The sequence below is a fragment of the Thiorhodococcus drewsii AZ1 genome (assembly GCF_000224065.1).
Classification (GTDB): domain Bacteria; phylum Pseudomonadota; class Gammaproteobacteria; order Chromatiales; family Chromatiaceae; genus Imhoffiella; species Imhoffiella drewsii.
In genome coordinates, this window is sequence record NZ_AFWT01000043.1 from 16,544 (window position 1) to 40,428 (window position 23,885).

The following is a 23,885-nucleotide window of genomic DNA, read 5'->3' on the forward strand; positions in this document are numbered from 1 at the left end:
CCGGAGCGTCCGTCTCACAGCAGGTCCTCTAGATGGAAGGCCGAGATGAAGTCCTTGCGCAGCAGCACACCGCGCAGATGGCCCTGCCCATCGACGACGGGCATGCCGCGTCCTTCATGGCGATGGAAGGCGGCGATCATCTCGGCGAAGCCGGCCCCCTCGAGCACGCTGACTGCCGGTGCGGTCATGGCGTCTCCGACCGGCGTTTCGTGGCAGCGGTGGTCGAGCCCATCGGGCGTCTCGATCAGACGCAGCAGCAGCTCGATGAGCGTGCCGGCCTGCAGTCGATGGAGAAAATCGGTCTCGGTCAGCATGCCGATCACGACACCCTCGCCGTCGACCACGGGCAGGCCCTTGAGTCCTTGACGGACCATGGAGCGGGCCGCTGCGTCGAGCATGACCTCGGGCGTGAGTGGCTCGATGCCGGTGCGCATCAGACGCTCGACCTTGATCGGGCCGAAGAGACGCTCAAGCGCATGGGTGTGCGCGAGATGGTAGATCGCCCGAAAGTCCGTCGTGCTGATGTCGATGTAACCTGGGATATGGCGCATCGCATCGAGGATGTCGGCGTCGGACAGCTCCAGCTCGGGCAGGTCGCCCGCCGAGGCGGGCTCGGTCGTCTTGTTCGATTGCATCGGATGTCTCGGTGGTGAAGTCAGTCGTGATCGGGATTCTCGGAACCCCCACGAGGCTAGGCTCCCGTCTCACGGCGGGATGTGCCTTGATTCGCATCAAGTCGCTCCCTGCGCTCGGCTGTCAACCTATCGCCATCCTCGGCTCCGTCTCGGCCCGACCTGTCGCCGAACGCCGTCAAAGGACTGGCCGAGAACTTCGATATTCAGCCGATCGGTACGTTAGAGGGGACATGCATGCCATGATGAGTCGCGATGTTTGAGCCATGGACCCGGCGCCACCGAGGCGCTGCGGCTATCCCCAACTTCGAGTCCGCCCCGGTTCTCGCCCTCGGCTTTCGGCCCTTCTTTCTGGCTGCGGGCGCGGCAGCCGTTCTCGACGTCGCCATCTGGCTGGCCATGCTACGCGGTCTCTGGCCGCAGCCGAGCCATCTCGTCGGCATCGCCTGGCACGCCCACGAGATGCTGTTCGGCTATCTCGTGGCGGTGCTGGCCGGCTTCCTGCTGACCGCCGTGCGCAATTGGACCGGGATGCCGACGGCGACCGGCGGGCGCCTCGCCGCGCTGCTCGGGCTCTGGCTGGCCGGGCGGCTCGCGCCTTGGCTGGGGTTGCCGCCCTGGATCGCCGCCCTGGTGGATCTCGCCTTTCTGCCGGCACTGGCATGGGCGCTCTGGAGGCCGCTTTGGCACGGCCCCAATCCGGTCAACCGGGTGTTTCTGGCGGTCTTCGCGGGCATGATCCTGGCGAACGCGCTCGTGCATCTGGATGCGCTGGGCCTCCTGCCGGGAGGTGCGAGCCGCGGTCATCGCCTGATGCTGGACCTGATGGTGCTGGTGATCCTGCTGGTCTCGGGACGCGTCATGCCCTTCTTCATCCGCAGTGTCATCGCCGATGCGCGCCCGCGAACCTTCGTGCCCCTGGAACGCCTGAACTTCGTCGTGGCCACCGCGTTCCTGGTCGCCGATGTCATCGCGCCGTTTGGCGCCATCGCCGGCGTCCTCGCGGTTGCGCTGGGTCTGATCCAACTGGCGCGTCTGGTCGGCTGGCACGATCGGCGCGTCTGGATCACGCCCATGCTGACCGTGCTCCAGGCCGGTCTGCTCTGGCTCGCGCTCGGTCTGATTCTGGATGGGCTGCCGGCCTTCACGTCCATGCCCGCGCGCGGTGCCCTGCATGCCCTGACGATCGGTGCGATCGGCGTCTTGACGCTGGGTATGATGGCGCGGGTCGCCGTCGGACACACGGGGCGGGCGATGGAGGCGAGCGCATTGACCCTCGTCGCCTTCGTCTGCATCAACCTCGCGGCGGTGCTGCGTGGGCTCGGGCCGCTGCTCGACCCTGCGCGATATCACATCTGGCTGATGGTGGGCGGCATCGGCTGGATCCTCGCCTTCGGACTCTTCCTGTGGGTGCATGCGCCGATGCTGGTGAGTGCGCGCCCGGACGGGCGGCCGGGCTGAGTGGGCTCAATGGCCCTGAATCGGGGGGCTTCTTCCGTTGACGGGGCGGCATCCCTGCCGCTGGGAAAAATCAGTACCTTTGGGGTACATGCAGCTCCGGCGGAAGCGGCTCGCGCTCGTAATCCGGATCGAAGACGCGGTCCGGCAGTGTGATCGGCTCGTGCGGCACCTCCTCGTAGGGGATCTGCTGGAGCAGATGGTGGATGCAGTTGAGCCGGGCGCGCTTCTTGTCGTTGGCCGCGACGATGAACCAGGGGGCCTCCGGGATGTTGGTCCGGGCGAAGGTCTCCTCCTTGGCCTTGGTGTAGGCCTCCCAGCGGACGCGTGACTGCAGATCCATGGGGCTCAGCTTCCATTGCTTGAGCGGATCGTGGATGCGCATCAGGAAGCGCAGTTGCTGCTCCTCGTCCGTGATCGAGAACCAGTATTTGATCAGCCGGATGCCCGAGCGCAGCAGCATGCGCTCGAATTCGGGGACATCCTGGAAGAACTGTTCGACCTGATCCTCGGAGGCGAAGCCCATGACCCGCTCGACCCCGGAGCGGTTGTACCAGGAGCGGTCGAAAAGCACGATCTCGCCGCCAGAGGGCAGGTGAGGGACATAGCGCTGGAAGTACCATTGGGTACGTTCGCGCTCGCTCGGCTTGGTGAGCGCGACCACGCGGCAGACGCGCGGGTTGAGCCGCTGGGTGATGCGCTTGATGACCCCGCCCTTACCGGCGGCGTCGCGGCCCTCAAAGATGACGGCGATCTTCTCGCCCGTATGTTCAACCCAGTCCTGAAGCTTGATCAGCTCTGCCTGGAGTGCGAGGAGCTCGGTGAAATAGACCCGGCGGTCGAGCGTGTCCGGATGTCTGCGTTTGTAGATCTTGCGCAGCTCCAGCGAAAGGGCCGGCTCCGAGATCTCGAGCTCGAAATCCTCGTCGAGCGAATCCTCAAGCTCGGCCCTGATCCAGTCCATCCCCTCGAAATGCGCGTCTTTGCTGGTCATGCTCTCACTCCCGATCATGAATCGTCGGACACAATACCCACCGACTGTTACGGAACTTCGCACCCTATGGACGGAGGATCCGTCTCCGATCTGTCAGTCATGCGATGTCACCCAGGGCTACAGAGAGGCCGGCGGATTGGCCTCGGGCATCCATGGCCCTCTGGGATCGTCGCCCGTCAGCGAACCTCGGTCAGCGCCTGGCTCTCCTTCTTCGACAGGACCGAATATTCCGATTCACCCGTCTTGGTGAGACAGGACGGATCCCCGACGGCATCCGTGTGCTCCGAGTCGCCTTCCAGCGTGATCTGGACCGGCGTTTCGGGTGTCGCCGAGATCCGATAGAAGTCGATGTCGCCCATCCCGGATCCGAACGCCTCCAGGGTTCCGTTCAGGGTAGTGGGCATTGAGGACAGCTCGACGCGATCGGCCGATGGGCAGCTGTCGTTCGGCTCGACGTCTGCGTGGGCCAGACTGGTGGCGAGGCACAACGCCGGCAACAGCACGCGGGACGCCCAGCGTTGGGCGATGGCATATTCGGGGTTCTTCATGGGGCTCTCCTGTCGCTCCCTCGAGGCGGCCATCAAAGGGGGGCGATCAGCGCAACCCTTAGGACGGCCGAGTGAATGCACTCCAAGCATGGATCCTAACATTCATTCGGGCAGCTCCTGCTCATCGACGAAGATCCGCTGGAGGATGTCGATGAGTGCACCCTGGGCGAGAAGAATCTCCTGGCGGAGATAGCCCATCTCCTCGTCCTCCGGGGGGGCGGACAGCGCGTGCATCTGCTCCGCAATCTGGTGCAGCCGACGGTGTACCCGAATGAAATTCCTGATCTCCGGATGCCGGCCATAGCGCGACACACCTTCGCCCCGAATCCAACGCCCGAGGAAGCAATTGCTCTCGCCCAGGTCGTGGAAATCGCCGCCGGTCTCGATCGCCTCGAACAGGTGGCGAACCCAGCTGCGCAGGGCGAGCTCGAGCGTCAGGAAGGAGACCTTGTCCGAGCGGATGAATCGAGAGGCCGCTCTGCGCCAAGTCTCTGGTGCACGGTAGGCCCGTACCCAGGGTGCCACCTCGTGTGGCGGTAAGGGACGTGAGATCGCGAATCCCTGGGCATTCTGGCAGCCTGCCTTGAGGAGCAGTTCGCCGTGAAGATCGGACTCGACACCCTCGGCGATGACGTTGCGCTGGAAGGCCTGCGAGAGTCCGACGATGCCCTCGACGATCGCCAGATCGCCAGCGTCTGCAAGCATCCCGGCGACGAAGGATCGGTCGATCTTGAGAGAGGTGGCGGGCAGCTCCTTCAAATAGGTCAGGGATGAGTAACCTGTACCGAAATCGTCGAGCGCGAAGTGGACGCCCAGCCTTTCGCATTGCTGAATGACGTGACTGGCGGTTGCGATGTTCGCCAAGGCGGCGGATTCCAGTATCTCGAGATGGAGACGGTTTGGTGGCACGCTCGGATGCCGTTTCAGGAAGCGGCCAAGGCGTTCGGCGAATCCCGAATCCTGGAGTTGACTGCCGCTGATGTTGACGCTGACGATCAGATCCAGTCCCTGGATTTGCCAGCGTTCCATCTGGCGCAAGGCGGATTGAATCACCCATTCATCGAAGGTCTTGGCATAGTGGCCCGTGATCACGGGTTGCAGGAAGTCATTCGGCTCGAGTAGACCGCGGTGCGGGTGTTGCCAGCGGATCAATGCCTCCAGTCCCGAGACGCGCCCGGTGCGCAGATCGACTTGCGGCTGGAAGTAGAGTATGAACTCGTCGTTCACGATGGCACGGCGGATCTCATCGACCGTCTCGGGCAGTATCCTGGTCTGGTCCAACCGTCCCGCGTCGAAAAGGGCATAGGTGTTGCGGCCTCGGTTCTTGGCGTCGTACATCGCGTGGTCGGCATGTCGCAGCAGCGTATCGCCGTCGGCGTCGTCCTGAGGGAACAGGGTGATCCCCATGCTGGCCGTGACAGGCGTCGGCAGGTCCAGATCGGCGAGACCTGCCTGGAGCCCATCGAGCACGCGGTGTGCGAACGACGGCAAATCCTGGGTGTCCTGCAGGCCACTCATCAGCAAGACGAACTCGTCGCCGCCGAGGCGGGCGACGGTATCGTCCTCGCGGCTGGCTTCGAGCAGGCATTCGGCGGTGCGATTGAGTACCTGATCGCCCATGGCGTGGCCAAGCCGATCATTGACCGTCTTGAATCCGTCGAGATCCAGGTAACAGACCGCCAGGCTGGTCCCGCTGCGCTTGGCTCTTGCACAGGCCCGACTCAAGCGGCTGCTCAGCAGATGCCGATTCGGCAAGCGGGTGAGCGGATCGTGGAAGGCCAGGTGCTCGAGTTCCTCGCTTCGAGCGAGCAATTCCGATTCGGCGATGAGCCGCGCCAGACTCCCGCCTAGCGTGGCTGCCAGGGCCAATATCGAGTAGACGAGATCCGATCGCCAGGACGCTTCCCGGCTCAGAACGAAGAGGGTGAGCGAACGACGACGGTGATAGGCCGAGCGCAGCCAAAGGACCTCGACGAATCCCTCGATGGAAAGCAGATGCGCGAACACTGGATGACAGCATGTCACTGGGCCGGTCCAAAACCCCTGGGTTTCGGCCGTCTCGCAAGGGGCGTGCTGACAGAGCGCCAAGGCGCATCCACAGTCCCCCAACTGCACGAATGCCTGGGGATCCGAGGCGTCGCCGCCTATTTCCATGAGACCAGCGGCCGAGACGCCGTCCAATTGCATTAGGGCTTCCAGGGTTGTGCGTAGCGCCTGGCTGACGGTTCTGGCTTTCAGAACTTGGGCCGATCGGCCCCGAAAGGCATGGATATCGGAGACGTTCCGAGGCGTGCTCGACCCATTCGTCGGGGTGGTCGGTGCGTGTGGGCTCTCGATCGTTCTCTTGCCGTTCATCGTCGCCTCCATTGGCTGACCGCCGTATCGCATCCAGATTGGGTGTCTTTTCAATCCGGGGGGGCGGGGCTATCCTGAGCTGCGTGCTGGTCGAGCGAGAGATGGTCGCAAGCAGTCGGCGGCGGCCGACTCGAAGGGCATGGGCCTTTTTCTCGATGACACAGAACGCGTCGATGTCGGACGCATATGGGTCACGTACGTGAGTCAGGGGCAATGAATCTGACCGCTGATCCAAATGAACGGGGCGTGAAATGCGAGCTGCGGCCAGGTCGCTAGTACGTTATCCGTGTATGTCTGGGGGCTGATTTCAGGATAGTCAATTCTTGATCGAACCGATCTCAGGTGGGGGTATGCATTCAGGGAGCGACGATTCGGCGCAGACGCCCGATTCTCATCCATCCTCGGATCAACCGACGCGCGATTCCGAGCCTCGCGAGTCGGTTGGTTTTCCGATCGTCGGCATCGGCGCATCCGCGGGCGGTCTTGAGGTTCTGCGTACGCTTTTTCAAGAGATGCCGCAGGATACGGGCGCCGGATTCGTGCTCGTACAGCATCTGGATCCCACCCACGATAGTATGATGGCCGAGCTCTTGAACAAGTATGCTCGGATTCCGGTGGTACAGGTCCTGGACGGCATGCGGGTCGAGCCCAACCGTCTCCACGTCATCCCGCCGAATACGGTCATGACCGTCTCCGATGGCACGCTGCATCTGAGCGAGCCGACCGAGCGCCGCGGCTTGCGCATGCCGATCGACCATTTCTTCAGCTCGCTCGCCCACGACCGGCAGGAGCATGCCATCGCCATCGTGCTTTCCGGCACCGGCACCGACGGCACCTATGGTGTGCGTCTGGTCAAGGCGCGCGGCGGCATGGTTCTGGCGCAGGATCCGTCCACGGCCGCCTACGATGGCATGCCCCGCAGCGCGATCGGGACTGGGGACGTCGACTATGCACTGCCGGTCGAGGAGATGCCCCACGTCCTGGTCCGCTACATCGAGCACTTCAGCCTGCAGGGTGCTCCTACCGCGCGGATGAAGCAGGACCAGGACTATCTGGACAACATCCTCTCGCTCCTGATCGCGCGGGAGAACTACGACTTCCGCTGCTACAAGCGCGGAACCCTGCATCGACGCATCCTGCGCCGCATGGGTCTGGTCCACACCCCGACGTTCGAGGCCTATCACGCCCGGCTGCGCGAGGATAGGGACGAGGTGCGCTCGCTCGGCAAGGATCTGCTCATTGGCGTGACCGAGTTCTTCCGCGACCGCGATGCCTGGGAGCAGCTGCGCGACCAGGTACTTCCCGCGCTGTTCGAGCGGATCGGCAAGAGCGAGGAGAGCGTGCGCGTCTGGGTGCCGGGCTGCGCGACCGGCGAGGAGGCCTACAGTCTGGCGATCCTGCTCGCGGAAACGGCCGAGTCGATCGGGCGCCCGAACAACCTCATCGTCTTTGCCACCGACGTGTCTCTGGACGCCCTAGAGGTCGCCCGAGCGGGCGTCTACGCCGAAAGCCTGGTCGCCGACATCGAGCCCGAGCGTCTGCGGCGCTTCTTCAACCACGAGGGCGATCGCTATCAAATCAAGAAGAGCCTGCGCGAGCGCGTCATCTTCGCCCCGCAAAACCTCCTAACGGATCCTCCCTTCTCGAATCTGTCGCTCATCAGCTGCCGCAATCTGCTCATCTATATCGAGCCCGAGTATCAGGAACGGATCCTCTCCCTGTTTCATTTCTCGCTTCAGCCCGGCGGCTATCTCTTCCTCGGCACCTCAGAGACGACCGGGCAGGATTCTCGGCTGTTCGAGCCGCTGTCCAAGAAGTGGCGCCTCTATCGCAAGATCGATACGGCTGCGCCCAGCAATCTGGAGTTCCCGAGCGAGTCGATCCGGCGGCATCGGTCCGGTGACATGCGTCAGGGGGTGAGCAGGCGTCCGGGCACCAATTACGGCGTGATCACCCAGAAGGCGCTGGTCGAGCATTTCACGCCGGCCTCGGTGCTGGTCGACCGTTCCCATCGGGTGCTCTATTTCCACGGCGCCATCCGCGACTATCTCGGACCGGCACCGGGCGACCCGACCGACGAACTGCTGCTGCTCGCGGCCGAGGGCGTGCGCGGCAAGCTCCGCGGCGCCCTGCGCCAGGCCGCGAGCGAGAAGCGCCAGGTGATCAGCCGCGGCGCGCACGTCCGCCGCGGCGAGCAGTGGTATCAGGTCCTCATCACCGTCACGCCGATCCGCGAGACCGACGAGCATGGAGAGCAGGGTGGACTGCTGCTGGTCTCCTTCCAAGACGAGGGCAAGGAGGATCCGAGCGTCCGCACCGAGGTCGAGCGCCGCGAGGGCGAGGACTCGCTGGTGCGCCAGCTCGAGGAAGAGCTGAAGAGCACGCGCGAGGATCTGCGCAGCACCATCGAGCAGATGGAGACCTCTAACGAGGAGCTGAAGGCCTCGAACGAGGAGGTCATGTCGATGAACGAGGAGCTGCAGTCGACGAACGAGGAACTCGAGACCTCGAAGGAGGAACTGCAGTCGCTCAACGAGGAGCTGACCACCCTCAACAGCCAGTTGGAGGACAAGGTCCACGAGCTCGAGGAGACCAACAACGATCTCAACAACCTGCTGGTCAGCACCGACATCGCCACGCTCTTCCTCGACCGGAATCAGCGCATCCGCCGCTATACGCCCGCCGTGGGCAAGCTGATGAGCCTCATCCCTTCGGACATCGGGCGTCTGGTGACCGATATCACCTGGCGTTTCGAAGACGCGGATCTGCTGAGCGATGCCCGGCGGGCGCTGGCCGGCCAATCCGTCGAGTTCCACGAGGTCCAAAGCCGCGACTATTGCTGGTTCCAGCGACGCATTCTGCCCTATCGGACCGAGGACGATCATACGGAGGGGGTCGTCGTCACCTTCACCGACATCACCCAGCACAAGCGCATGGAGGTCGCCCTGCGCCAGAGCGAGACTCATCTGCGCCGGATCACCGACTCGCTGCCGGTGCTCATCTCCTATATCGACAAGGATCTCTGCTATCGCTTCAACAACGCGGTCTACCAGCACTGGTTCGGCGTCGACCAGGATGCGGTGTGCGGGAAACGTGTGCAGGATCTGTTGGGCGATGCGGCCTTCGAGGCGGTCCGTTCCCATATGGAGACCGCGCTCTCCGGCACGCCCGCCCATTTCGAGGGCTGGGTAAACTATGTCCTTGGCGAGCCGCGCTACGTCTCGGCTGACTACATACCGGATATCGAAGACCAGGAAGGCGTCCAGGGTTTCTTCGCCTTGGTGACCGACATCACCTCACGGCGCCGGGACGAGGAGCGTCTCAACAGCCTGCATCGCGAGAATCGGCGCCATCTCGACGAGATCCAGGCGCTGCTGGAGGCGGCCCCGGTGGGCATCTTCTTCGCGCGCGACAAGGATTGCCGAGACATGGTGATGAACCGGGCGGGCGCTCAGATGCTGCGTCTCCCACCCGATATCAATCCCTCCATGTCCGGACCCGAGGCGACGGGGCTGACATTTCGTGTCCTCCACGACGGGAAGGTGCTCGACCCAGAGGACATGCCCATGCAGCAGGCGGCCAAGCTGGGACAGACGATCAGCGGTTTCCAGGAGGTCATCGAGTTCGAGGACGGATCGAGGCTCGATCTGCTGACCTATTCGGCACCGCTCTTCGACGAGAAGGGCGAGGTCCGCGGAAGCGTCGGAACCTTCGTCGACATCAGCGAACAGAAACGCCTGGAGGCCGCGCTGCGCGAGCATTCGCGTGAGCTCGAGGAGGCGGATCGGCGCAAGGACCAGTTCCTCGCGATGCTCGGACACGAATTGCGCAACCCGCTGACGCCCATCTGCACGACCATCCAGATCATGCAAATGAACGATGAGCGGGACATCGACTTGGGCTGGGCGGCGGACATGATCGACCGTCAGGCCCAGCACCTGAAGCACATGGTGGACGACCTGCTGGACATGTCGCGCATCCGTCGCGGCCTACTCAGCCTCGATATGGCTCGGCACACGTTCCAATCGCTGATCCAGGAGTCCCTCGACGCCTTGCGTCCCGCCTTGGAGGACAAGCAGCAGACGCTCGTCCTGGAGATCCCCGAGGAGCCGATCTTCGTCATCGGCGACGGGACGCGGCTGATCCAGGTCATCTCGAATCTGCTGAGCAATGCGGTGCGTTATACCTCCAATGGCGGCCGGATCCGTCTCTCGCTGCGGATTGAGGGTGATCGGTGCCTCCGACTCGATGTCGAGGATAGCGGCCGTGGCATCGCGAGTGATCTGTTGCCGCATGTCTTCAGCATCCTTGACACCACCCCGACGGACGCAGGGCGCAAGCATGCCGGTCTCGGCCTGGGTCTGACATTGGTCAAACAGATCGTCGACATGCATGAGGGCGAGGTCGAGGCATTCAGCGAGGGTGAAGGACGGGGGAGTCGTTTCAGCGTCATCCTGCCGCTGGCCTCTCCCGAATCGCCCGAGGAACGGAGTGAGGACCCAGAGATCGGCGTGGATCACGTGGAGCACGCGAACCCGTTGTTGGCGGCGACCGAGTCATGCGACATCCTGGTCGTCGACGATAACCAGGACGTGCTCGATGCCTTGGGGATGCTCCTCAAGATGGTCGGGCATCGGGTCCGTCTCCTGGACAATGGCGGCCAGGTCCTGGAAACGATTCGTGCCGCGCCGCCGGAGATTCTCTTGCTGGATTTGGGGCTGCCGGACGTGGATGGATACAAGATCGCGCATGCGCTGGCGCAGGAGCCCTTCAGAGAACGCATCAAGATCATTGCCGTGACCGGCTACACGGATTCGGCTTTTACCTCGGCCGAAGGTGCCCACGACTTCGATGTGCGCCTCCTCAAGCCTGTGACCCTCAGCGCGCTCATCCCTCATCTCAAACCGCGAGACGCTACCGCGACCTGATGGGGTTCATGTCGCGTGGGTGGGGCGCTGATCGGATCTGAGGGATGATCACGGGTTTCGTCGGCAGTGAGCGGGCCAGCTTCCGTCCTCGGGCGAAGTCCCCAGCCGATGCCGCTCAGGCGACGCGGTTGCGGTCCTTCCCCGCCAGGAATGCCTCAATGTTAGCCGCGACCTCGTCCACCATGCGCTGGCGCGCCTCGCGGCTGGCCCAGGCGATATGCGGGGTGACGATCAGGTTGGGGATATCCGGCGCCAGCAGCGGGTTGCCCCCGCGCGGCGGCTCGGTGCTCAGCACGTCGATCCCGGCTCCGCCGAGGGTGCCGCGTCGCAGGGCCTCGGCCAGCGCCTGCTCGTCGACGATACCGCCGCGGGCGGTGTTGATGAGCAGGGCATCGCGTCGCATCAGATCCAGTTCGCGGGCGCCGATGAGGCCGCGGGTGGTGTCCGTGAGGGGGCAGTGCAGGGTCAGCACATCGACCTGCGGCAACAACGCCTCCAGCGGTAGCCGGCCCTCACGAGACGGGCCACCGGGGCGCTGTGCGATCAGCACCTGCAGGCCGAAGGCCTCGGCCACCCGAGCGACCGCCTGGCCCAATTCGCCAAAACCGACAATGCCCAGAGTGCGCCCGGCGAGCTCGCGAATCGGATAGTCCATCAGGCAGAAGCGGTCGTGGCGCTGCCAGGCCCCCGAGGAGACCGCGCGTTGGTACTCCGGCAAGCGGGTGGTGAGGGCGAGGATCAGGGCGAAAACGTGCTGCACCACCGCCGGGGTGGCATAGCGCGCCACATTGGCCACTGCGATGCCCAACTCGCGGGCGGCCTCCAGATCGACGTTGTTGGTGCCGGTGGCGGCGACGCAGACCAGGCGCAGCTCGTTGGCAGCGGTCAGGGTTTGGCGATCCAACGCCACCTTGTTGGTCACCGCGATCTGTGCGTGGCTGAGGCGCTCCAGCGTATCGACCGGCTCGGTGTAGGCATGGCGCTGCCAGTGGCCGCAGACCCGATCCAGTGAGGACAGGTCGAGGTCACCTTGGTCGATCGTGGCCAGGTCCAGCAAAACGCCGTTCAGGGTGGTCATGAGGGGGCTCGCAACAGTGGCTGAGCACTGCATGATAATGGGCCGGGCAGGGAGCCGTCACCAGAGGCCGATCTGTCGCGGCTCTGCGGCTTGATTGTTCTGCCCTTCCGTCCATCCGCACCAGACCTGTGACTACGTCGAGGCTCTGAACGCCGACTGCTTCGACGGCTGAAATCGACTGGGAACCGGACGCTAGAGCATCGTCGGATCCGGTCCGGATTAGCTAGCAGTATCAAGTTCCTACCGAACCAAATGCGTCTGATAGCAGGTCAGATGCTCTGCCAATCATTTTGCCGTTGCGCTGACGAACGCCTGGATCTTAACGGAGGTGATTGTGTCGACTCAGTGATATAATACTTAGTGTGATATAGCATCGGAGTGAAAGAGCACGTGAGGATCTTCAAGAACGCTTGGTTCGAGCGCTTCGCGCGCAAGCAGAAGATCCGGGACGGGATGTTACGTGAAGCCGTCGTGCGAGCGGAGCAGGGGCTGATCGATGCTGATCTCGGCGGTGGAGTCATCAAGCAGCGTTTGGCGCGCCCTGGGCAAGGCCGATCAGGAGGCTACCGGACGCTGATCTTGTACCGTCAGGCGCATCGCGCCTTCTTCGTCTACGGGTTCGCCAAGAGCCAGCAGGCCAATATCAGCGACGAGGAAGAAACAGCATTCAAGAACGCGGCGCGGCACGTCCTTGAGTTGACGCACGAGCAGCTCTCTGCACTGATCCATAATGGGCAATTCTCGGAGGTTGAACAGGATGGCTAGACAGTATCGTAGCGACGCGATGGCTTCGATTCACGAGACCATGGAGGCCCTCCAAGAGGTAGGTGCCATCGACAAGCAGACAATGCGCGAATTCGATGACGCTTGTCTGACGCCAGTCGAGCCCCTCTCTCCTGAGGCCATTCGCGCTCTGCGTGAGCGCGAGCATCTTTCTCAGCCAGTTTTTGCCCGTTACCTCAATGTAAGCAAGAACTTGGTCTCGGACTGGGAGCGAGGCGTCAAGCGCCCGGGCGGGCCAGCACTTCGGCTTCTGACCGTCATCGAGAAGAAGGGGATTCAGGCAATCGCCTGAACGCCCGGTTCAGTCGAAAGGAAGCTTGAGGCGCTGGTCCCTTGCTGATCAGCTCGGAGAAACGGAAGACAAGTAGGACCTAAGTCTTGGTGGTCAGGGTCGTAACAGGGGAATGGCCTCCACATCGGTCGGCCGCAGACGGGCTCCAACGTCCACTGAAGAGGCCGCTGCGGTTGCTCGCTGGCGTTGGCCGAATGTCAGCAATTGGGACGATCCGGAAAGTCGGGCGATCTATGCTGCCCGATCAAGTGCAAGTGGACCGCTCCGATCAGCAGCGCTCTCAAGCGTCAATCTCACGCGGGATCGCATCGCGCGAATACAACTCCGCGCAGCGCAGATCGAAGCTGGATTGTAGGTTCAGCCAGGACTGTGCATCACCCCCGAAGTAGCACGCCAGGCGCAGCGCCGTATCAGGCGAGATAGCGCGGCGCTCTTTGACGATCTCATGGAGTCGTGTCGCCGGCACGCGCAGCGCCACGGCCAAGGCGTTCACGCTCATGTCCAAGGGGGGCGAGAAAGTCCTCGCGCAAAATCTCACCCGGATGCATCGGGCGCATCGTGTTAGTGGCGCGGTCGCCGCTCAACGCTTCCAGGCGATTCCCCGGCGGGCTGCGAAGCTGGAGCGATATCGGCGTCCGCAGCGCCTTGATCGTCGATCACAATGGGCTCAACTCAGATGCGCTTCGCCTGTATATCGACCCCAAGACGATAAGTCCCGCCGGGCGCAATGGACACCCGATCCGGACCGGCATTGGTGGTCTCCACGCAGAGCATCTGCAGATACTCGAGGTCACCGAAATCCCCCATGGCGGCGGCTTGCTCGACCCAGGGGTTCCACACCACCGCGCTGCGACTGCCATTGGATCGGATCTTGATCGCCCGCTCAAAGACGGGGTCCTCCAACACCAGTTCCGTTGTTGGTTCGAGGTAGATGCGATCCAACGGCCCTGAAACCGTCACTGTTCCGCGTTGGACCTTCTCGATACCCCCGTCCAATTTGTCGATGTAGGTGACACCCTCAAGGCCGACGACCCTGGCCCGGTTGACATCGCCCACCCTGAAATAGGTGTGCAGGGCCTGGCCAATCTCCATGGCGGCGTCGCTGCGGTTTTCCGTGACCAGCGTGACCTGGAGGGCCTGACCCAGGGTGATCTCGATCCGCAACGCGAACGCAGACGGCCAGAGTTGACGGGTCTCGTCCGTGTCGGTCACACCCAAGACCAGCCGGATCTCGCCGTTGGCCGATCGATGGCTCCCGGTGACCTGCCACTGACGGTTGCGGACGAAGCCATGCTGAGGACGGCCCATCCCCTGCGGATCGGGGCCAAACCAGGGCCAGCACACCGGCATACCGCCTTTGATGGCCTTGCCCGCTTGGTAGTTGGCCTGCTCGGAGACGAACAGCAGATCCTGTGCGGCGCCTGCCGGTACATAGCTCAAGACTTGAGCGGCGTAGGTCGAGACCACCGCCGCTCCCCAGGGACACGTCATGCGTGCCTGCACCAGACCGCCGGGTCCGTCGAGGAAGACAAGGTGCTCGGGGATTCCAAATTCCGCGTTGAGTTGCTCGGATGTCATGGCGGGTCGCTCCTGGTTGAATCGGTTGGCATGCCCGATGGCGTTGGTGGAGGACAGTCTAGACCTTTCGCACACGGAGGCTCGCCGCTTCCAGTGTGTTGTGCCCGCGATCAAGCTCAATCGGCGACACCCTTGCGGGTTCGTCGTTCGTAGGGCGCAATAGCGCAGCGTATTGCGCCGAAAGGAATTGGCGCAGGGCTATCAGGTTGGTGGCACAAAGATGAAATTTGAGGTGCGAGGGGCATGCAGCGTTTGTTGCGTCTTTGACTGATCAGCCTGCCAAACATGCGGCGCAATAGGCTATCGCTATTACGCCCTACGCGGGCTCAGGTGACTGCGGGTGTCTGCTGCAGAAAGGTGTCGTCCGTCAGTTGGCGGAGCACGAAATCCGCCACATCCGCGCGCGCAATGCGACCGGACTTGAGGGTCGGGTCGACACCGACCCTCAAGTCGAAGCGATAGGCGCCGGTACGGGGTCCATCGGTCAGTCCGCCGGGTCGCACGATGACCCAATCGAGCCCGCTCGCTTTCACCAACCGTTCCTGTTCCGCCTTGGCCTCAAGGATCGGTTTCAACATGAGGTCCATCACCAACCGAAAGGGCCAGGCGATTTGCGCGCGACTGTCACCGACGCCGAGCGAACTCACGACCACCAACCGACGCACGCCGGCCTCTTGCATCGCGGTCAGGATGCGTTCGGTGCCGGGGGCTTCAATGGGTGCCTGTCGGCCGTGCGAGCCGAGCACGCAGATGACCGCCTCCGCGCCTTGGACGCACTGGGCGACGGCCTTCGGATCGAGCACATCCCCGCCGATCGTCGTCAGTCCTTCAAGGGGATCGAGCGTGCTGGGATCGCGGGCGAGGGCGGTGACGCGGTGACCCTGCTCCAGTGCCTGGGCCAGGACCTGCCGGCCGGTGCCGCCGGTCGCGCCGAAGAGAGCGATTTGCATGACGTTGTCTCCTGATCGTTGTCTGTCCAAGAAGCGATCTGACAGTGAGGGCGGCGCAGCAGTTTCTGATTTCACGAGCGATCACGACCCGCGAGCCAACGGAAGAACGCGCTGCTCAGGAGCGCTTCAAGAGGTCGACTGCAAATTTTCCTGATCGGATCACAAGAGGTACGCCGCTTCCAGGCTGAACGGTCGCGCCCGCGTAGTACAGATTCTTGATTTCTTTGTCCTTGTTGTATTCTCTGAATCCCACGAATGGATTATGCAGGCCGGACAGTCCGAAGACAGAGCCGCCCGTATTGTTGAAACGCGACTCGAAGTCGTCGGGCGCAACGATCTTCTTCGCCACTGGACGAATCGTCTCGCCTGTCATTCGCTCGATCTGCTTCAGTGCATTGTCGAAGACGCGTTCCTTGTCGGACCAATCGTGCTCCTGTGTGCTGGGCAGCACCCCGACGATTAAGAGGTTCTCGCATCCTTGCGGCGCACAGTCGCTGTCCGTTTTCGAGGCGCTGCATAGGTAGAGAGGGTACTCATCCGGGACCTTTCCCTCATCGATCGAGCAGTGCGCCGCCGGATACTCCTTGGGTATGAGAAACGTGTGATGTGTGAACGGGAGTCTTCTGTCGACGGCGACAGCGGCAGCGAAGTAGGCATGTGCCGCTTTCTTGTGGGACGTCCTTCCGAGGAGCGATTGGATGTGGTTGAAGTCGGCCGTGCAGATGAAGGCATCCGCAGTGTGACCATCGCCGACACTCACCACGCGATTTTCTTCGATTTGGATGCGTTCGACCTCGGAGTCGAACACAAACTCCACCCCCATCTCCAAGGCGCCTCGATACAACCGGTCGGCAATCGAGTAGATGCCGCCCTTGGGGTAGTGGATACCGTCCTGCAGCATGAGAAAGGGGACGAAAACGGCGATCGCAGGAGACTTTTGGATCAGGTGCTCGGTATAGGATGGATAGGTTGACAGCAGGGCACGAAGGACATCACTTTTGAAGTGCTTGCTCGCATATTCCGAGGCGCTTAGACGCGGATCGATGATGCTGGCGACTCTCAGAAGACGCGGATTCATGAGTCCAAGGAGACCCTTGACGGGCTTTTGGAACAAGGATGCCCGGATGTCCGCGATGACCGTCTCCATTTTTCGCGCGATCGTAGCGAAATTGTCCGCATCGTCCGGGGCGAGGCTTTGCACCATCTCCAGGGCGGAGTGCGTCTCGATGGTCCAGCTTTGATGCTCGAGCCAGACCGAGAAGAGTGGTGAGACCGCTTGGAATTCGATCGGCTCCTGCCCGGCGAGACGGAGGACCTCATCGATGATCCAGGTCTCGATGATCATGGACGGTCCCATGTCAAATGAAAAACCCTCGTGTTCCCATTGCCACAGCTTTCCACCGGGCAATGGATTTTTCTCGATGACTTGGACCTCGTATCCCTCAGCCCGCGCATAGATGGCGGCGCTGAGGCCTGCTAAGCCCGCGCCGACGATGATGACTTTCATGCGTTGCTCTCCAGTTGAGTGAAGCCCATCGGATTGGCAAAGCTGCGGAAGGTGCGCTTCGATGTGTCTAGGGCGGAAAGCGGTTCTGGGAAGTCAGCCTAAGGGATTGTTAAAAAAGTGTAATGCAGCACGATTAGCACTCCCCTTGACAGAGTGCCAATCTGGATTTACTTTACATAACACAAGGGGCGCCCACCTGGGGTCCCTGGAAACCGGCGGTTCGCAAGAACGCCATCGATTCGATACTTCATATTGCTCATTTGGAGGATATGTCATGACCACACTCGATTTTTCGCCTCTGTTCCGCTCCATGATCGGCTTCGATCGCATGGCCAATGCGCTGGAGACCGCCTATCAGAGCGAGCCCGGCGGTTATCCGCCCTACAACGTCGAGGTCCAGGACGAGAACCAGTACCGTATCACGCTTGCCGTTGCCGGCTTCACCGAGGACGAACTGGGTATCGAGGCGAAGGAGAATCTCCTGACCGTCTCGGGTCAGCGCAAGAAGACCGAGGCCGAGGGAAATTTCCTCTATCGCGGTATCGCCAACCGCAGTTTCGAGCGCAAGTTCCAGTTGGCCGACTATGTGAAGGTGGTCGACGCACGTCTGGAGAACGGGCTGCTGCACATCGAACTGGTACGCGAAGTGCCCGAGGCGATGAAGCCCCGGCGCATTGAGATCCGCGGGATGGGCGTGAGCCCAGCAATCGACTATGCAGCAGACTCGGCGAAGGCCGCTGCGTGATGACGCTCGACTGAGCGTGCTCACCTGAGAGTGAGGAGGCCGGGCCATGTGCCCGGCCTTTTGCTGTCCGGAGAATGTGCGGCCTCAAGACGCGGAAATGCTCCGCCCGTGTTGGCCGTGGGGCAGGGGGCCAGCGGGAGCCGCAGGCCGTCGCCCTCAGCCCAGCGCTTCACGACACCTTTTCGGTCGTCGTTAACTGTTCGACCCGGATCTCTCCCGTCGTGTCGCGAAACCTGTCGTCGTCCTCATCGCACGTGGGTGACGAAATCATCGACAATTGTCGATGGTTTTGATCTCAAATATTGATTTTATTTGCGTGCTCCTAACGCCTATGTTCTGACCATCGCATCGTCAGAGACTGAGACCCAGGAGGCGCAGATGTCGGTCACCATCACCACGGCAGCGGCACTCGCCGCGCCACTCGCACTTTGGCTCCCTGCCGCGCTCCCGAGCGATCTTGCCAACCGCTTCGGTCGACGCCTGGTGCCCCTGGCCAACAGTCTGGCCTGGTCGGCCTTTGCGCTGGCTGTGGTCGCGCTCCTGACCCACGGTTTCGGCCCCGAGGAATCCCTGACGCTCCTCAGTATCGATCTGCCGCTGGACATCGGCGCCTTCGCCATTGGCGTCTACGTCAACGCGGTGACGGTCATCATGCTGACGCTGGTCTCGCTGGTGGGGGCGATCGTCTCTACCTATGCGCGCAACTATGTGGCGGGCGACGCCAATGAGGGGCGCTTTCATAAGTGGTTGCTGATGACGCTGGCGGCGATCCTGACACTGATCGTTGCGGGCAACCTTCTCATGTTCGCGTTGGCCTGGATCGCCACCAGTCTCTGTCTGCACCGGTTGCTGCTGTTCTATCCGGAGCGACCGGCGGCGCTGATCGCCGCGCACAAGAAGTTCGTCTTCAGCCGCATCGGGGATGCCAGTCTGCTGATCGCCGTGATCCTGATCGGCGCCACACTCCATACCCTGAATTGGGCAGGCGTCGGGGCGGCCATGGAGTCGATCCAAGGTCCGTTGCCCGCCACCCTGCAATGGGCGGCCTGGTTGATCGTGCTGAGCGCGGCCCTGAAGTGTGCCCAGTTCCCTTTCCACGGCTGGCTGATTCAGGTGATGGAGGCGCCGACCCCGGTTTCGGCCCTCTTGCATGCGGGCATCGTCAACGCAGGCGCCTTTCTGGTGATCCGCATGAGTCCGATCATGTCGGTGTCCGGACCGGCGCTCACGGCCCTGGCGGTGATCGGTCTGGTGACGCTGACGGTGGCCTCGCTGGTGATGCTGACGCAGACCAGCATCAAGGTCTCGCTGGCCTGGTCGACCTCGGCACAGATGGGCTTCATGCTGCTGGAGGCTGGGCTGGGACTCTACAGTCTGGCCTTGCTGCATCTGGTGGCACATTCGCTCTACAAGGCGCACGCCTTTCTCGCCGCCGGCAGCAGCGTGGACGCCTTCCGCGCGCCGGCGCTCCAGTTCGACGCGGCGGGACCGCAGCCTTGGCAGTGGTTGGTGGCCTTCCAGGGTGCCGTGCTGATGGCCCTGGTCGCCGGGTTCCTCTTTGGGGTGGATCCAACGCGCCAGCCGGCGCTCATCGTCACCGGTGTCATCGTCGCGATCGCGGTCGCCCAGCTCCTGCTCCAGGCGCTGGTGCTGCAAGACAAGGGGGTCCTTCTGGTGCGCGCGAGTGCGATCGGTGCACTGGTCTGTCTCGGCTACTTCGGCCTGCATACCGCCTTCGAGTCCGCCATTGCCGGGAGCGTGCGCCCCGTGCCGCTGCCTGGTAGGGCCTTGGATACGGCGCTGAGCCTGGCGATCGTCGCCGTCTTCATCGGCCTGATCTTGCTCCAGCACCTCTTCATGCGCCTCGCGGCACCGCTGCGCCAGGCCATCCAGGTTCACCTCTATAACGGTCTTTATGTGGACGTGGTGGTCACGCGGTTGATCACGCGTCTGTGGCCGCTTCGCCGCACGCCGGCCCTCGTCCGAGGAGGATGACAGCATGAACCTGACCGCACTCTCCAATCTTGCGCTGACGCCGGTCGAGGCGATGACCATGACGGAGGAGATAGAGGTGACCGACGCTTCCCACGCAATCGCGCCTTCATGGCTTGACACGCAAATCACGGCGGCCTGCGATCGCATCGCCCCGGTCTGGCCGCTCGATCGCTTCGTCGCCGTCAATCCTTTCCATGGATTGCGCCAGGCACCCTTTCAGGAAGCCGCCGCCATCATGCGCCGGGCGGCCGGCGCACGCCTCTACATGCCCAGGGCCTATTACCGGGAACAGATCGAGGCCGGACGCATCACGCCGGACGACCTGCGCCAAGCCGCCGCGCTCTGCGGCAGCCAGCTCGAACCGGATGACATCGCGCGCGCAACGGCCAGCGAGGCGCATCCAGCCGGCGGTGTCCCGCTGCTGACCGCCGTACTCGACGAGATGGATGCCGATCGCTGGTCGAGCTTCGTCGTCGACCGGATCAGCCATCACTGCGCCGCCTACTTCGACATGGGCCAGGCAACCTGGAAGCAGCCTTGGCAGGGCATGTCGCTCTACGCCTCCTGGCGGCGTTTCGCGGCGCTCGACTTCAGCACCACCATGATGGGGCAGGGCGGCATGCGCGCGCGGGTCAAGGCCCTTCCGGAGAACCCGCGCGACTGCATCCGATCCGCCCTGACGCGCCTGGGCATCCCGAACGCCGCCGTCCTCGACTATCTGCACGCAGCCCTGATGGATGTCGGCGGCTGGGCGGCCTGGACCCGCTTGCTGCGCTGGCAGGCGGAGCTTGTGGGGGAAAGCGACGCGACCATCGAGGAGCTGCTGGCGATCCGCCTGGCCTGGGATCTCTTGGTCTATGAACACAAGGCGAGGCCGGAGCTGACTCGGCGCTGGCGCGCGGTCTGCGCCGGGCTCGCCCAGGCTCCGGTCGTGCCCGAGCCTGCCGGTCAGGCCGATGCCGGGCCGTCGACCGATCAGGGCATCGACCACCTGCTGCTGACCGCCCAGGAGCTGGCCTACCAGCGTCGACTGATCGGTCAGTTGACCGCCGCCAGGGGAGACGACCAGGAATCGCCGGTTCGGCCCGTGATGCAGGCCGCCTTCTGTATCGATGTGCGCTCCGAGGTCATGCGCCGATCGCTGGAGACCGCCTGCCCACAGGCTCAGACGCTCGGCTTCGCGGGCTTCTTCGGCGCGCCGATCGAGGTCGTGCCCCTGGGCGCGGCCCAGGCGAAACCCCATGCGCCGGTGCTGCTCAGTCCCGGTTATCGCGTCTGCAGCGAGATCCAGGGTGCCGACGGCGCACGCTCCGACCGGGCATTGAACACCCAGCGCCGGCGGATGGGCATCAGCAAGTCCTGGAAGGCGTTCAAGATGGGTGCCTCGTCCTGTTTCTCCTTCGTCGAGGCCGCCGGCATCTGGCTCTATGCCCCCAAGCTCATCGGCGACAGCCTGGGCTGGAGCCGCCCCGTGCCGGCCCCGAACGATCTGCGACTGGATGCCGAGGCGGCGTCTCGGGTCGCTCCTAGCCTGGACGTTCCGGCCCATGATCACTGTTGTGCCGCGCCCGAGACCACCCTGGGCATCCCGGAGGAGGACCGCCTCTCTCTGGCGGAGGGCATCCTGCGCGGCATGTCCCTGACCGAAGGGTTCGCGCGCCTGGTCCTGTTGGTCGGGCACGGCAGCACCAGCGTCAACAACCCCTACGCCGCCGGCCTCGATTGCGGCGCCTGCGGGGGGCAGACCGGGGAGGCCAGCGCCCGCGTCGTGGCGGCCCTGCTCAATGAGCCGAGGGTGCGCGAGGGACTGGCCGAGCGCGGTATCGCCATCCCTGCGGACACCTGGTTCCTGCCCGGTCTGCATGACACCACGACCGACGATGTGCGGCTCTTCGACACCGCCATCCTGCCGTCGGACTATGCGGAAGAGCTGGCCGAGATCAGGAGCTGGCTCAAGGAGGCGGGGGCGCTGACCCGGATGCAGCGCGCCACGTTCCTCCGCCTCGACGGGCTGAGCGGGCGCGGGCTGGAGACGCGCATCCGTCGCCGTAGTCGCGACTGGTCGCAGATCCGCCCGGAGTGGGGGCTGGCGGGCAATGCCGCCTTTATCGCCGCCCCGCGCGCCCGCACCCAGGGCATCGATCTTGGCGGGCGCAGCTTTCTGCATGATTACGACTGGCAAACCGATGCCGACTTCAAGACCCTTGAGCTGATCATGACCGCGCCCTTGGTGGTGGCGACCTGGATCAATCTGCAATATTACGGGTCCATGGTTGACAACCGCCGTTTCGGCAGCGGTAACAAGGTGCTTCACAATGTGGTTGGCGGTGCCATCGGCGTCTTGGAGGGTAATGCCGGCGACCTGCGCGTGGGGCTGCCGCTGCAGTCGCTGCACGATGGCCAGCGCTGGATGCACGAGCCACTGCGTCTGAGCGCCTTTCTGCAGGCGCCCGAGGCGGCGATCGAGGACATCATCGCCCGTCATGAACTGATCCGGCAGCTCTTGGATAACGGCTGGCTGCATCTGTTCAGGCTCGGTGAGTCCGGGGCCGAGATCGAGCGGCGTCTTCCTGGGCAAGGTTGGATCAGCGTCCTGCCCGAGGGTCTCTAAGGCGATTTCCGCGTAAGAATCGACCTGTCGTAGGATGCTATGAGCGTGCGAACCGCATCTTGCGCGACCAATGCGGTGCGTTCCTCGCCACATCCTGGTCTATTTTGTTTCGCGGGAGTTGACTCGGATATCGCCCTCAATGGGATACTCAGGCATCGGCAATCAAGGATTTTGAGCGACGCATGGATTTTGCCACCAGGCTTCTCGTTTTCTTCGGATGTTGGACGATCCTGGCCGGCTGGGATCCGTCCTCCTGGGTCATCGGCCTTCCCGCCGTACTCTTCGCGAGCTGGGTGTATGGTCGTCTGGCACAGGACTCGGCGCGCCCCGGTATCCGTCCGATGCTTGCGTTCCTGCCCTTCTTCCTGCGCGAATCCTTCCGTGGCGGGGCGGATGTAGCGCGGCGGATCCTGCGTCCGCGCATGCGCATCGCGCCCGGATTCCAGACCTATCGGATGCGACTGTCGCAACCTGCGGCGCGCGTGCTGTTCCTCGACTGCGTCAGCCTGCTGCCGGGATCCTTGAGTGCCGACCGACACCAGGATGTCATCCAGGTGCATCTGCTGGATGCGAGCCTGGATGTGACGCCCGAGCTGGCCGACCTGGAGCGCCGCGTCGCCGCCATCTTCGACGAGCGCCTGGAGCCGGATGCGCATGTCTGACGTCCTCATCGCAACCGCCCTGGTGCTCCTGCTCAGCATGACCGCCGGTCTGGCCCGGGTGGTTGTCGGGCCGACGCCCGCCGATCGCATGATGGGCGCCCAACTCCTGGGGACTACGGGCATCGCGGTGTTGCTCTTGATGGGACGCGCCTTCGAGATGCCGGCCCTGGCCGATGTGGCCCTGATCTTTGCGCTGCTGGCCGCCGTTGCCGTCTCCGCCTTCACCCGGCGTCGATTGGATCGGGAGCCTGACGAATGAGTCTGGTACTGACGCTGCTTTCGGTCGTGTCCATCCTGCTGGGTGCCTTCTTCTTCCTGGTCGGGACGCTCGGACTCATCCGGCTGCCGGACCTCTTCAGCCGGCTGCACGCCCTGACCAAGACCGATAACCTTGGGCTCGGACTGGTGATCCTCGGGCTGCTGCCCTGGGTGCCCGACCTCTTCCATGCCTTGAAGCTGGTGCTGATCTGGCTGCTGGTGCTGCTCGCCGGCGCGACTGGATCCCACCTGATCGCGAAGCGGGCCTTGCGCGGCGACGGCGAGGATCTGACGCCATGACCGCCGATGTGCTGATGTTCCTCTTCGATCTGGTGCTGCTCGCCACACTGCTGGGACTGGCCGTGGCCGCACTGACCAGCCCAGACGTGCGTCGGGCGGTGATGTTCTTCATCGCCTTCGGGCTCTGGCTGGCGCTGGTCTGGGCACGGCTGCGCGCGCCCGACGTGGCGCTGGCGGAGGCGGCCATCGGCGCGGGGCTCGGCGGGGCGCT

19 protein-coding genes and 1 pseudogene are annotated in these 23,885 nt (G+C 63.5%); 11 read left to right on the forward strand and 9 right to left on the reverse strand.

Translation table 11 applies throughout. From position 1 onward, the window contains the following. Positions 1-14: 14 nt before the first annotated feature. Positions 15-635, reverse strand: coding sequence for a CBS domain-containing protein (locus tag THIDRDRAFT_RS19780; RefSeq protein ID WP_007042686.1), 621 nt, complete (start codon positions 633-635; stop codon positions 15-17). Positions 636-887: 252 nt separating this feature from the next. Here THIDRDRAFT_RS19780 and THIDRDRAFT_RS19785 point away from each other — a divergent pair, with 252 nt between their 5' ends. After that, positions 888-2,093 (forward strand): NnrS family protein, encoded by a 1,206-nt coding sequence (locus THIDRDRAFT_RS19785; protein WP_007042687.1) that lies wholly within the window; start codon positions 888-890, stop codon positions 2,091-2,093. A gap of 70 nt (positions 2,094-2,163) precedes the next feature. Here THIDRDRAFT_RS19785 and ppk2 read toward each other — a convergent pair whose 3' ends face one another. The 3 genes from ppk2 to THIDRDRAFT_RS19800 all read right to left on the reverse strand — a co-directional run bounded on the left by ppk2 (position 2,164) and on the right by THIDRDRAFT_RS19800 (position 5,987). Further along, positions 2,164-3,084: a polyphosphate kinase 2 gene (gene ppk2, locus THIDRDRAFT_RS19790; RefSeq protein WP_007042688.1), complete on the reverse strand. Its 921-nt coding sequence runs from the start codon at positions 3,082-3,084 to the stop codon at positions 2,164-2,166. Between the two features lie 176 nt (positions 3,085-3,260). After that, positions 3,261-3,632: a hypothetical protein gene (locus THIDRDRAFT_RS19795; RefSeq protein WP_007042689.1), complete on the reverse strand. Its 372-nt coding sequence runs from the start codon at positions 3,630-3,632 to the stop codon at positions 3,261-3,263. A 102-nt stretch (positions 3,633-3,734) separates the two neighbouring features. Then, positions 3,735-5,987, reverse strand: coding sequence for an EAL domain-containing protein (locus THIDRDRAFT_RS19800; protein ID WP_007042690.1), 2,253 nt, complete (start codon positions 5,985-5,987; stop codon positions 3,735-3,737). A gap of 350 nt (positions 5,988-6,337) precedes the next feature. Between THIDRDRAFT_RS19800 and THIDRDRAFT_RS24115 the strand changes: the two genes are divergently transcribed. Beyond that, complete coding sequence (locus THIDRDRAFT_RS24115; RefSeq protein ID WP_007042691.1) at positions 6,338-10,915, forward strand: chemotaxis protein CheB; 4,578 nt, start codon at positions 6,338-6,340, stop codon at positions 10,913-10,915. Between the two features lie 115 nt (positions 10,916-11,030). On the opposite strand, the gene THIDRDRAFT_RS19810 is transcribed toward THIDRDRAFT_RS24115, so the two are convergent. Then, complete coding sequence (locus THIDRDRAFT_RS19810; protein ID WP_007042692.1) at positions 11,031-11,993, reverse strand: 2-hydroxyacid dehydrogenase; 963 nt, start codon at positions 11,991-11,993, stop codon at positions 11,031-11,033. Positions 11,994-12,383: 390 nt separating this feature from the next. Between THIDRDRAFT_RS19810 and THIDRDRAFT_RS19815 the strand changes: the two genes are divergently transcribed. Further along, positions 12,384-12,758 (forward strand): type II toxin-antitoxin system RelE/ParE family toxin, encoded by a 375-nt coding sequence (locus tag THIDRDRAFT_RS19815; RefSeq protein ID WP_007042693.1) that lies wholly within the window; start codon positions 12,384-12,386, stop codon positions 12,756-12,758. Next, entirely contained in the window at positions 12,751-13,068 is a 318-nt protein-coding gene (locus THIDRDRAFT_RS19820; RefSeq protein WP_007042694.1) for a helix-turn-helix domain-containing protein, read from the forward strand. The genes THIDRDRAFT_RS19815 and THIDRDRAFT_RS19820 overlap by 8 nt, the downstream gene beginning before the upstream one ends. Before the next feature lie 280 nt (positions 13,069-13,348). On the opposite strand, the pseudogene THIDRDRAFT_RS19825 reads toward THIDRDRAFT_RS19820, so the two are convergent. The 4 genes and pseudogenes from THIDRDRAFT_RS19825 to THIDRDRAFT_RS19840 form a co-directional block, all read right to left on the reverse strand. Beyond that, positions 13,349-13,625, reverse strand: a pseudogene (locus tag THIDRDRAFT_RS19825) (HigA family addiction module antitoxin). 115 nt (positions 13,626-13,740) lie between these two features. Further along, the gene (locus tag THIDRDRAFT_RS19830) at positions 13,741-14,646 is read right to left on the reverse strand and encodes a D-hexose-6-phosphate mutarotase (protein WP_007042696.1); all 906 of its coding nucleotides are present in this window, start codon (positions 14,644-14,646) and stop codon (positions 13,741-13,743) included. Positions 14,647-14,972: 326 nt separating this feature from the next. Beyond that, a complete protein-coding gene (locus tag THIDRDRAFT_RS19835) occupies positions 14,973-15,596 on the reverse strand; it encodes an NAD(P)-dependent oxidoreductase (protein WP_007042697.1) in 624 nt (207 codons plus the stop codon). 115 nt (positions 15,597-15,711) lie between these two features. Next, positions 15,712-17,103 (reverse strand): phytoene desaturase family protein, encoded by a 1,392-nt coding sequence (locus tag THIDRDRAFT_RS19840; RefSeq protein WP_007042698.1) that lies wholly within the window; start codon positions 17,101-17,103, stop codon positions 15,712-15,714. A 274-nt stretch (positions 17,104-17,377) separates the two neighbouring features. On the opposite strand from THIDRDRAFT_RS19840, the gene THIDRDRAFT_RS19845 reads away from it, so the two are divergent. From THIDRDRAFT_RS19845 to THIDRDRAFT_RS19875, 7 genes are all read left to right on the forward strand, one after another. Next, positions 17,378-17,848 carry an Hsp20 family protein gene (locus tag THIDRDRAFT_RS19845; protein WP_007042699.1) on the forward strand — a complete coding sequence of 157 codons (471 nt, stop codon included), beginning with the start codon at positions 17,378-17,380 and terminating at the stop codon, positions 17,846-17,848. Positions 17,849-18,226: 378 nt separating this feature from the next. Continuing rightward, positions 18,227-19,843 carry an NADH-quinone oxidoreductase subunit L gene (locus THIDRDRAFT_RS19850; RefSeq protein ID WP_007042700.1) on the forward strand — a complete coding sequence of 539 codons (1,617 nt, stop codon included), beginning with the start codon at positions 18,227-18,229 and terminating at the stop codon, positions 19,841-19,843. Positions 19,844-19,847: 4 nt separating this feature from the next. Continuing rightward, on the forward strand, positions 19,848-22,454 hold the full coding sequence (locus THIDRDRAFT_RS19855; protein WP_007042701.1) for a YbcC family protein: 2,607 nt from the start codon (positions 19,848-19,850) through the stop codon (positions 22,452-22,454). A 182-nt stretch (positions 22,455-22,636) separates the two neighbouring features. Beyond that, positions 22,637-23,116 carry a Na+/H+ antiporter subunit E gene (locus tag THIDRDRAFT_RS19860; protein ID WP_007042702.1) on the forward strand — a complete coding sequence of 160 codons (480 nt, stop codon included), beginning with the start codon at positions 22,637-22,639 and terminating at the stop codon, positions 23,114-23,116. Beyond that, entirely contained in the window at positions 23,109-23,375 is a 267-nt protein-coding gene (locus THIDRDRAFT_RS19865; RefSeq protein WP_007042703.1) for an MrpF/PhaF family protein, read from the forward strand. The genes THIDRDRAFT_RS19860 and THIDRDRAFT_RS19865 overlap by 8 nt, the downstream gene beginning before the upstream one ends. Beyond that, on the forward strand, positions 23,372-23,674 hold the full coding sequence (gene mnhG / locus THIDRDRAFT_RS19870; RefSeq protein WP_007042704.1) for a monovalent cation/H(+) antiporter subunit G: 303 nt from the start codon (positions 23,372-23,374) through the stop codon (positions 23,672-23,674). The genes THIDRDRAFT_RS19865 and mnhG overlap by 4 nt, the downstream gene beginning before the upstream one ends. Next, positions 23,671-23,885: DUF4040 domain-containing protein (locus THIDRDRAFT_RS19875; protein ID WP_007042705.1), on the forward strand; the 215-nt coding region annotated here is incomplete at its 3' end. The genes mnhG and THIDRDRAFT_RS19875, both read left to right, overlap by 4 nt.

Coding starts and splice junctions, on each gene's coding strand:
- THIDRDRAFT_RS19800 (WP_007042690.1), bottom strand. CDS start 5,987: ATGAACGGCAAGAGAACGATCGAGAGCCCACACGCACCGACCACCCCG.
- THIDRDRAFT_RS19840 (WP_007042698.1), bottom strand. CDS start 17,103: ATGAAAGTCATCATCGTCGGCGCGGGCTTAGCAGGCCTCAGCGCCGCC.
- THIDRDRAFT_RS19850 (WP_007042700.1), top strand. CDS start 18,227: ATGTCGGTCACCATCACCACGGCAGCGGCACTCGCCGCGCCACTCGCA.
- mnhG (WP_007042704.1), top strand. CDS start 23,372: ATGAGTCTGGTACTGACGCTGCTTTCGGTCGTGTCCATCCTGCTGGGT.
- THIDRDRAFT_RS24115 (WP_007042691.1), top strand. CDS start 6,338: ATGCATTCAGGGAGCGACGATTCGGCGCAGACGCCCGATTCTCATCCA.
- THIDRDRAFT_RS19795 (WP_007042689.1), bottom strand. CDS start 3,632: ATGAAGAACCCCGAATATGCCATCGCCCAACGCTGGGCGTCCCGCGTG.
- THIDRDRAFT_RS19780 (WP_007042686.1), bottom strand. CDS start 635: ATGCAATCGAACAAGACGACCGAGCCCGCCTCGGCGGGCGACCTGCCC.
- THIDRDRAFT_RS19835 (WP_007042697.1), bottom strand. CDS start 15,596: ATGCAAATCGCTCTCTTCGGCGCGACCGGCGGCACCGGCCGGCAGGTC.
- THIDRDRAFT_RS19810 (WP_007042692.1), bottom strand. CDS start 11,993: ATGACCACCCTGAACGGCGTTTTGCTGGACCTGGCCACGATCGACCAA.
- THIDRDRAFT_RS19860 (WP_007042702.1), top strand. CDS start 22,637: ATGGATTTTGCCACCAGGCTTCTCGTTTTCTTCGGATGTTGGACGATC.
- THIDRDRAFT_RS19785 (WP_007042687.1), top strand. CDS start 888: ATGTTTGAGCCATGGACCCGGCGCCACCGAGGCGCTGCGGCTATCCCC.
- THIDRDRAFT_RS19830 (WP_007042696.1), bottom strand. CDS start 14,646: ATGACATCCGAGCAACTCAACGCGGAATTTGGAATCCCCGAGCACCTT.
- THIDRDRAFT_RS19820 (WP_007042694.1), top strand. CDS start 12,751: ATGGCTAGACAGTATCGTAGCGACGCGATGGCTTCGATTCACGAGACC.
- THIDRDRAFT_RS19855 (WP_007042701.1), top strand. CDS start 19,848: ATGAACCTGACCGCACTCTCCAATCTTGCGCTGACGCCGGTCGAGGCG.
- THIDRDRAFT_RS19845 (WP_007042699.1), top strand. CDS start 17,378: ATGACCACACTCGATTTTTCGCCTCTGTTCCGCTCCATGATCGGCTTC.
- ppk2 (WP_007042688.1), bottom strand. CDS start 3,084: ATGACCAGCAAAGACGCGCATTTCGAGGGGATGGACTGGATCAGGGCC.
- THIDRDRAFT_RS19865 (WP_007042703.1), top strand. CDS start 23,109: ATGTCTGACGTCCTCATCGCAACCGCCCTGGTGCTCCTGCTCAGCATG.